Raw genomic sequence first — 7,649 nt, 5'->3', positions numbered from 1 at the left:
ACATGGATTGACGGCTCGCCTCACCCCGACTGGCTTGCTGGCGCGCACTTGCACCCCCGTCGCCGGCGCCGCGCAGAGCGTTGTCGCCGCCACGGCCGCCTGCGGCCTGCCGGTCGCCAGCGCCCTGGCGGCCGCCGGCCCCTTGCCTGTCTCCGGCTGGACCTTGGCGGTCCCCGGCGCCCTGCCGATTGCCGGCCCCTTGGCGGTCTCCAGCCCCCTGGCGGTCGCCGGCACCTTGCCTGTCCCCGGCACCCTGCCGTTCGCGACCGGTTCGGTCCGCAGCGGACTGGGCGCGTTCCCGGGTGGCCGGATCGTTGCGGAGTTCGTTGCGACCCTGGCCGGGGTCCATGCCGCGATCCCTCAACTGCGATTGCGCCTGGTCGCGTTGAGCGTCCCGCCCGGTGTCACGGCCGCGGTAGTCGGAACGACGGTCGGCGCCTGCCACGTCCTTGCCGAAGCGCTGCTGGCTCGCGGAATCCCTGTACGGAACGCCGCGCCGGTTGGCAGCGTTGTGCTGGAACGCCGAGTTGCCGCTGATCTGCCGGTTCACGTTCACGCTGTTGTAGCGGCTGGCATTGATGTTCACGTTGCCGCCGCCCCAGTTGCAATTGCCCCAGAGCGCCGCTGTGGCCGCGACGCCCACGCCGAACGCGATTCCCGTGGCAAGCGCCGCGCCGGGGTAGTAGGCAGCCACGGGCGGATAGTAGTAGGGCGGGTAGGCCGGGTAGGGCCATGTGCCGTACACCACTGTCGGGTTGTACGAGGGCACGTAGACCACCTCCGGATTGGCCGGCTCGATCTTGATCACGGTCTGCTGCGTCTGCGGTTCCTGTTCGACGATCACCTTCTGCTGTTCGCTGGTCTTGAGACTGCCGTTTTTCTGCGCCTGTGCGCGCAGGCGCTGCGCCGAGTCGAGCACATCCTTGGACGAGGCGAGGAAGGCGTCACCGAGGTTCTGCACCCAGTCGGGCTTGTCGCCCATGGTCTGCAGCACCTGCGGGAAGGCGACCAGCGACTTCACGCTCGGGTCCCACGGTTGGCTGTCCACGGCCTTCAGCGCCGCATCGCCCTTCTGATTGGGATTGGCCTTGGACCATTTCGCGGCGTCGGCGACGTCCGCGGGATAGGTCGATGCCATCAGCACCTGAGACAGCAGCGAATCGGGGTACAGCGCGATCGGCGCCATCATCTGGTCGAGTTGCTCGATCGAGAAGGATGGCGCCTGCTGCGCCCCCGCCGACCCCGCCAGCAACGAAGCAGCCAGCATCAGCGCCTGCGCGAGTCGGACGGCAAGGGCACGCATATCGTCTCCTGTTTGGATTGCGTCATCTTCGATGGAAGCGGCGTTCTACCATTGATTGAAATCAATTCGCAACGCGACATGGCAGGCGAATGCAGCAAAAAGGGGCCTTGGCATGCACGCAGTCGACCGGCTTGTCGCAGGCGCCGGCGCCATGGGGCCGGACCGTTGCAAGCGGGCGCCGGCGCGACTTGATCCGCGTCAATCCGGCTGGCCGGACGCCGATCGAGAATGACGCAGCCGGCCACTACCCGCGCTTGCAAGGACCGGGCAACCCAAGGGGTGGTGGCCGCCCGGTTTTGCCTGTGCTCGAACGCAACAAGTCGAAGGAGACTGCCGTGGGTCCATGTCGTTCAGGGGCCGTCGCGACGACGGTCGCGGTGGCCGTGCTGGTCGCGAGTTGCGCCGCCCCGGTGCAGGCGCCTCCCGTCTTGCCGCCAGCGCCGGCGCCCGCGCCAAGTGTCGCGGCGCCGCCCCTTGCACCTGCCTCCGGTTCCACAGCGTCGACCTTCAGCCAGGCACAAATCGACCAGATGATGGCGCCGATCGCGCTGTATCCGGATTCGCTGCTGTCGCAGGTGCTGATGGCATCGACGTATCCGGCGGACGTCGCGGATGCGGCCGCCTGGTCGAAGGCGCATCCCGGCCAATCGGGGGATGCGGCGGTCAGGGCTGTCGATGCACAGCCCTGGGACCCCAGCGTGAAGTCGCTGGTCGCGTTCCCGCAGGTCATCCAGACGATGGGCGACAAGCCCGACTGGGTGCAGAACCTGGGTGACGCCTTCCTCGCTTCGTCGAAGGATGTGCTGGATTCCGCGCAGCGCCTGCGCAGCCGCGCGCAGGCCAACGGCAGCCTGAAGTCCTCGGAGCAGCAGACCGTCGCGCTCGCGCAAGACCCGCAGACGCAACAGAGTGTCGTCACGATCGAGCCGGCGAACCCGCAGGTGGTCTACGTGCCGGCCTACGACCCGGCCATCGTCTACGGCACCTGGCCTTATCCGGCCTACCCTCCGTACTACTACCCTCCTGCGGCCTATTACTACCCCGGCGCCGCGCTGGCCACGGGGATCGCGTTCGGCATCGGTGTGGCCGCGACCGCGGCGCTCTGGGGCAATTGCAATTGGGGCGGCGGCAACGTGAACATCAATGCCAGCCGCTACAACAGCATCAACGTGAACCGGAAGATCAGCGGCAACTCCACTTTCCAGCACAACGCGGCCAACCGCCGCGGCGTGCCGTACCGCGACAACCGCAGCCAGCAGCAGTACGGGCGCAATGTGCCGGGCGCGGACCAGCGCGGCGATTTCCGTGGGCGCGACGCCCAGCGCCAGCAGGCGCAATCGACGATGCAGCAGCGCGGCTTCGACCCCGGGCCGCGCAATGACGCGTTTCGCGGTGTGGGCGACACCGGACAGATGCAGCGGGACTTCAATCGCGACAGCGTCAACCGGCAACCCCCGGCGCGGCACTCGGGCGCTGCCAGCGGAGGGGCTCGATACGGCGGCTCGCCCGGCGCGGCTCACGGCGGCGGCGGCGCGCGGATGAGCGGCGGCGGGCGCGGTGGCGGAGGGCGCGGCGGGGGACGCCGCTAGGGCAAGGTTCATCACCATGCGGATTCCATCCATGTTGCACTTCACCCTCACGCGATTCGTCGCCGGTGCGCTCGTCGCGTGCGCAGCAATCGTCTTCGCGACGCCTTCGATGGCGCAGCACGCCTACCCGAGCGCGGAAGCCGCGTCGGAGGCACTGGTCGATGCGATCTCCCAAAACGATGAAGCCGAGTTGCGGCGCGTACTCGGCGCCAACTGGCGCAGCTTCGTTCCTGAAGGCAGCATGGGGCGCGACGATATCGACGCATTCCTTGCGGCCTGGAAAAAGCAGCACAGGATCGTTCGGGGTGTGCGCGGCGAGTCCCTGCTGGAGGTGGGAGATGCGGGCTGGACCCTGCCCATCCCGCTCCTCGAGAGAGCCGGCCGCTGGAATTTCGACGTGGCCGCCGGCGCCTTGATCATGCGGGAGCGGGGTGTCCGTCGCAACGAGATGGCTGCGGTGCAGGCCGCGCTCGCGTACTACGACGCGCAAAAGGAATACGCGTCGCGTGATCGCGATGGCAACGGCGTGCTCGAGTACGCGCAGAAGTTCGTCAGCGCACCGGGTCGCCACGACGGGCTCTACTGGGCCGACAGCACCGCCCAGGAGCAGAGCCCGCTCGGCCCGCTCTATGTGACCCAGGCGCCGGGCGCCGGCTACCACGGATACCGTTTCAAGATCCTGAAGGCGCAGGGCATGAGCGCGCCCGGCGGCGCCTACCGCTATGTCATCGGCGGGCGCATGCGCAGCGGCTTCGCACTCGTTGCATGGCCTTTGCGCTACGGGCAAACCGGCCTTGAAAGCTTCATCGTCAGCCATGCCGGCGTGGTCTACCAGAAGGACCTCGGGCCGGACACCAGCAAGGCCGCCGCAGCGATGGAGGTGTTCAACCCCGATGCGTCGTGGCGGAAGGTCAACGTCCCCTGAGATAGGCCCACCCCCGAATGCGCCTTCGGCGCTCCCCCTCAAGGGGGCGCACCCAGCGGCCCGGCAAAGCCGGTTCCGCGGGTGCCCACGAAGGGGCTTCGCTCACGTTGGTTCTTGCGTGGCATGAAATGGGAAACGCATGTCGCCAAATGCAGAGTCGATCCGGGCGCGAACGCGAACAATGGCCGGCCGCTACGACAAGGCATCGACGCGTCCCCGCGACGGCATGTCTTGCCGCGCGCCGCCGTCGCAAACCATCCTCCTTCCCATCGCACGAATCCCCCAATGGCAAGCCCCTCCCAAACCTCGACCGAAGCCCGGCAGGACCGTGCGTCCCTGGTCCGGATGCAATCCACGCGCAAGCCGCATCGCCTCGGCACATCGCTGCGGGCCATGGCTGGCGCGGCGGCAAAGCGGCCGCAAGAAACGGTCGGTGCCGTCGGCCGTGCGGCCGGTGAACTGGCGAAGGTGGCCCTCGGCCGTTCCGCCGTGGAGCCGGCGGCGGGCGATCGCCGTTTCGATGACCCTGCCTGGCGTGACAACGCCGTCTACAAGCGCGTGATGCAAGGCCATCTGGCCCTGTCGCGCGAGACGCTGCGGCTGGCCGGCCAACTCGGCTTGCCGGCGCACGAGGCCGCGCGGGCGAAGATGATCCTCGGCATCGTGGCCGACGCACTGGCGCCGACCAACGTGCTGCCGGGCAACCCCGCTGCGATCAAGCGCACCATCGAGACAGGCGGCCTCAATCTTGCGCGTGGGCTGGCGCAACTGGTCGACGACTGGCGCCACAACGGCGGCATGCCGGCCATGGTGGATGAGTCCAGCTTCGAGGTCGGCGAGAACCTCGCGGCAACCCCGGGCGACGTGGTGTTCCGCAGCGAGCAACTCGAATTGATCCAGTACAAGCCGCAGACGCCGGACGTGGCGGGCACGCCGCTCTTCATCGTGCCGCCGCAGATCAACAAGTACTACGTCTGGGACCTCGCACCCGGGCGCAGCCTCATCGAGTTCCTGGTCCAGCAAGGCTTCCAGGTCTTCGTCGTCAGCTGGTTCAATCCCACGGTCGCCCAGGCCGACTGGGACTTGCCGACCTATGTCACGGCGCTGGAGGATGCGGTCGGCGTGGCGCGCGAGGTGACGCGCTCGGACCAGGTGCATCTGCTCGGGGCCTGCTCCGGCGGCATCACGTCGGCGGCGCTGCTGGCCTACCTGGCCAGCAAGGGCCGCGATTGGGCTCGCAGCCTGACGCTGCTGGTGTCGATCCTCGACACCGACGCGATCGCCGACAGCTCGATGGGCCTGTTCGCCCACCTGGAGACGCTGGAGCTGGCGCGATCGATGAGTGGCGCACGCGGCGTGCTCGAGGGCAAGGACCTGGCCAAGGTGTTCGCGTGGCTGCGGCCGAACGAACTGGTCTTCAACTACTGGATCAACAACTACCTGATGGGCCGCAAGCCGGCGGCCTTCGATGTGCTGTACTGGAACGCGGACACCACGCGCTTGCCGGCGCGCCTGCACGACGACTTCCTGGCGCTGCTCGCGTCGAACGCGTTCGCACAGCCCGGCGGCGTCACGGTCGAAGGCCAGGCGCTGGACCTGCGCGACGTGCGCTGCGACGCCTACATCCTCGGTGGCCGCACCGACCACATCACGCCCTGGCAGGGCTGCTACCGCACGCGCGAGCTGCTCGGCGGCAACAGCGAGTTCGTGCTGACCTCCAGCGGGCACGTGCAGTCGATCGTCAACCCGCCGGGCAACAAGAGGGCATCCTTCCTCACCAACGCCAGGAAGCACGACACGCCGGACGCCTTCGAGCAAGGCGCGACCGCGCACGACGGCAGCTGGTGGCCGCACCTGGCGGCCTGGTTGCGGGCCCGCTCGGATGCGGACCGACGCGCGCCGCGCCAGGCTGGGTCGAAGCGCCATCCGCCGCTTTGCGCCGCCCCCGGCGACTATGTGAAGCAGCGGTGCTGAGCAAGGTGGCGCGCCCGCATTCGGCGACGTTGTTGCCGGCGGCGCGCACCGTCATGGTTGGACGACAGGCAATCCGTTACGCGGACCACGGCGCAGGCTCCGCCGGGCGCGTGCTGCTGCTGTTAAACGGGATCGGTGCCGATCTCGAGACCTCGGCCGCCTTTGCCCGCGCGTTCCAGAACACGCGTGTCATCGCGTTCGACGTGCCCGGCGTCGGCGCATCGCCGGCGCCGCTGCTGCCGTACCGGATGCGCGATGTCGCCGATCTCGCGGCCGCGCTGCTGGACCAGCTCGGCCTGGACCGTGTCGATGTGTTCGGCGTGTCCTGGGGTGGCACTGCGGCGCAGGAGTTTGCGCTGCGCCATCCGGCGCGCTGTCGCACCATGACGCTGGCGGCCACCAGCGCCGGCTGCGTGGTGCTGCCGGGCGGGCCGGGTCAGCTCCTGCAGATCGGGGCCAAGCTCCTCGGCGGGAAGCTGCGGCTCGACCGCGACCTGATCCCGCTGCAAGCGATGCTGGCAAGCAGGCCCAACCTGCGCGGCTACCTGTACCAGCTGTTCGCACTGTGCGGGTGGATGAGTTGGTTCCGCTTGCCGCGCGTGCAGTTGCCGGTGCTGGTGCTCATGGGCTCGGACGACCCGATCGTGGCGCCGGTGAACGGACGGATCATCGTGTCGCGCTTGCCACGGGCGACCATGGAGACCCTCGATTGCGGTCACCTGTTCATGCTGACGCGACCGGTCGAGATCGCGCGTCGCGTCGAGCGCTTCATGATGGCGCACGAATCGCCGGCCTGACGCCGGCGACGGCGCTACATCGAAACGCTTGTGGCCGCGACCGCTTCGTCCATGGCTTCGAGCAGCGCCTCCACCGGTTGCGCACCGCTGAGCGAAATGCGCTGATTGAAGACGAACAGGGGCACGCCGTCGGCTTGCTCCAGTTGTGCGGGGTTCGTGGTCATCCACGCCTTCCATGCTGGGGCGTCGAGCCCGTGGCGACCAGCGATGTCCGACAGCGTTCCTTCGTTGCCAATGTCTGCGCCTTGCTGGAAATACCCGAGCAGCAGCGCGTCGAGCAGTGCATCCAGCTTCTCGGGCGACAACTGCGCCTGGCCGTAGGCCAGCAGGCGGTGCGCGAGCAGCGTGTTGGGGAAGCGGCGGATCCGCTCGAAGTGCACGTCGGTGCCGGCGTGCCTTGCAGCCGCTCGTACCTGTGCCTGCCGCGCGCGCACGCGTTCGACGCTGCCCAGGCGCCGCGTGTAGAAGGCTTCGAAGTCCACGCCGTCCACGGGCAGGCCCTGTATCAACTGCACCGAGCGCCAATGCACCCGCACCGCGGGATTGCCGGGAACGCCGGTGAATATCGCCAGCGCCCGCTCCAGGTTTTTCTTGCCGATCAGGCACCAGGGGCAGATCAGGTCGAGGTAGACGTCGAGGTCGATGGTGGACGGCATTTCCGTCGCTGTGTCTTCTTGCTGTTGCACGTTCGGGCCCAGCGATCCGGGGATGGTGGGCGTCATGCGCAGCGCTCGAAGATCGCGGCGATACCCTGGCCGCCGCCGATGCACATCGTCACCAGCGCATAGCGCCCGCCCGTGCGATGCAGCTCGGCAATCGCCTTCACCGTGATGATCGCGCCGGTCGCGCCGACCGGGTGGCCCAGCGAGATGCCCGAGCCGTTCGGGTTGACCTTGGCCGGATCGAAGCCCAGTTCCTGGATCACCGCGCAGGCCTGCGCCGCAAAGGCTTCATTCGACTCGATCACGTCGAGGTCCGAGACCTTCAGGCCGGTGCGCTCCAGCACCTTGCGCGTGGCCGGGACCGGGCCGATGCCCATGTACGCCGGTTCGACACCCGCA

At 68.4% G+C, this 7,649-nt stretch carries 6 protein-coding genes and 1 pseudogene; 4 read left to right on the top strand and 3 right to left on the bottom strand.

The window, feature by feature from the left end; genetic code table 11:
• A partial coding sequence (locus HB681_RS37080) for a DUF3300 domain-containing protein (protein WP_213959898.1) occupies positions 1–1,303 on the bottom strand: 1,303 nt, incomplete at its 3' end.
• Between the two features lie 335 nt (positions 1,304–1,638).
• Here HB681_RS37080 and HB681_RS37075 point away from each other — a divergent pair.
• From HB681_RS37075 to HB681_RS37060, 4 genes are all read left to right on the top strand, one after another.
• Positions 1,639–2,892: a DUF3300 domain-containing protein gene (locus tag HB681_RS37075; RefSeq protein ID WP_345944816.1), complete on the top strand. Its 1,254-nt coding sequence runs from the start codon at positions 1,639–1,641 to the stop codon at positions 2,890–2,892.
• Between the two features lie 31 nt (positions 2,893–2,923).
• Positions 2,924–3,817: a DUF2950 domain-containing protein gene (locus HB681_RS37070; protein ID WP_213959896.1), complete on the top strand. Its 894-nt coding sequence runs from the start codon at positions 2,924–2,926 to the stop codon at positions 3,815–3,817.
• A 285-nt stretch (positions 3,818–4,102) separates the two neighbouring features.
• The gene (locus HB681_RS37065; protein ID WP_213959895.1) at positions 4,103–5,791 is read left to right on the top strand and encodes an alpha/beta fold hydrolase; all 1,689 of its coding nucleotides are present in this window, start codon (positions 4,103–4,105) and stop codon (positions 5,789–5,791) included.
• Entirely contained in the window at positions 5,785–6,588 is an 804-nt protein-coding gene (locus HB681_RS37060; RefSeq protein ID WP_213959894.1) for an alpha/beta fold hydrolase, read from the top strand. Before HB681_RS37065 ends, HB681_RS37060 begins: the two co-directional genes overlap by 7 nt.
• 14 nt (positions 6,589–6,602) lie before the next feature.
• On the opposite strand, the gene HB681_RS37055 is transcribed toward HB681_RS37060, so the two are convergent.
• Complete coding sequence (locus tag HB681_RS37055; protein WP_213959893.1) at positions 6,603–7,310, bottom strand: DsbA family oxidoreductase; 708 nt, start codon at positions 7,308–7,310, stop codon at positions 6,603–6,605.
• A pseudogene (locus tag HB681_RS37050) lies at positions 7,307–7,649 on the bottom strand (acetyl-CoA C-acyltransferase); the annotation flags it as partial. The gene HB681_RS37055 and the pseudogene HB681_RS37050, both read right to left, overlap by 4 nt.

It is taken from the genome of Variovorax sp. dw_954 (assembly GCF_018449755.1).
Taxonomy (GTDB): Bacteria; Pseudomonadota; Gammaproteobacteria; order Burkholderiales; family Burkholderiaceae_C; genus Variovorax.
The sequence above is the reverse complement of the archived record's forward strand: the minus strand, read 5'-3'. Positions and strand labels throughout refer to the sequence as shown.

Bases quoted from the DNA above. Each gene is read 5' to 3' on its own strand.
- HB681_RS37055 (WP_213959893.1), bottom strand. From the start codon at position 7,310: ATGACGCCCACCATCCCCGGATCGCTGGGCCCGAACGTGCAACAGCAA.
- HB681_RS37070 (WP_213959896.1), top strand. From the start codon at position 2,924: ATGTTGCACTTCACCCTCACGCGATTCGTCGCCGGTGCGCTCGTCGCG.
- HB681_RS37065 (WP_213959895.1), top strand. From the start codon at position 4,103: ATGGCAAGCCCCTCCCAAACCTCGACCGAAGCCCGGCAGGACCGTGCG.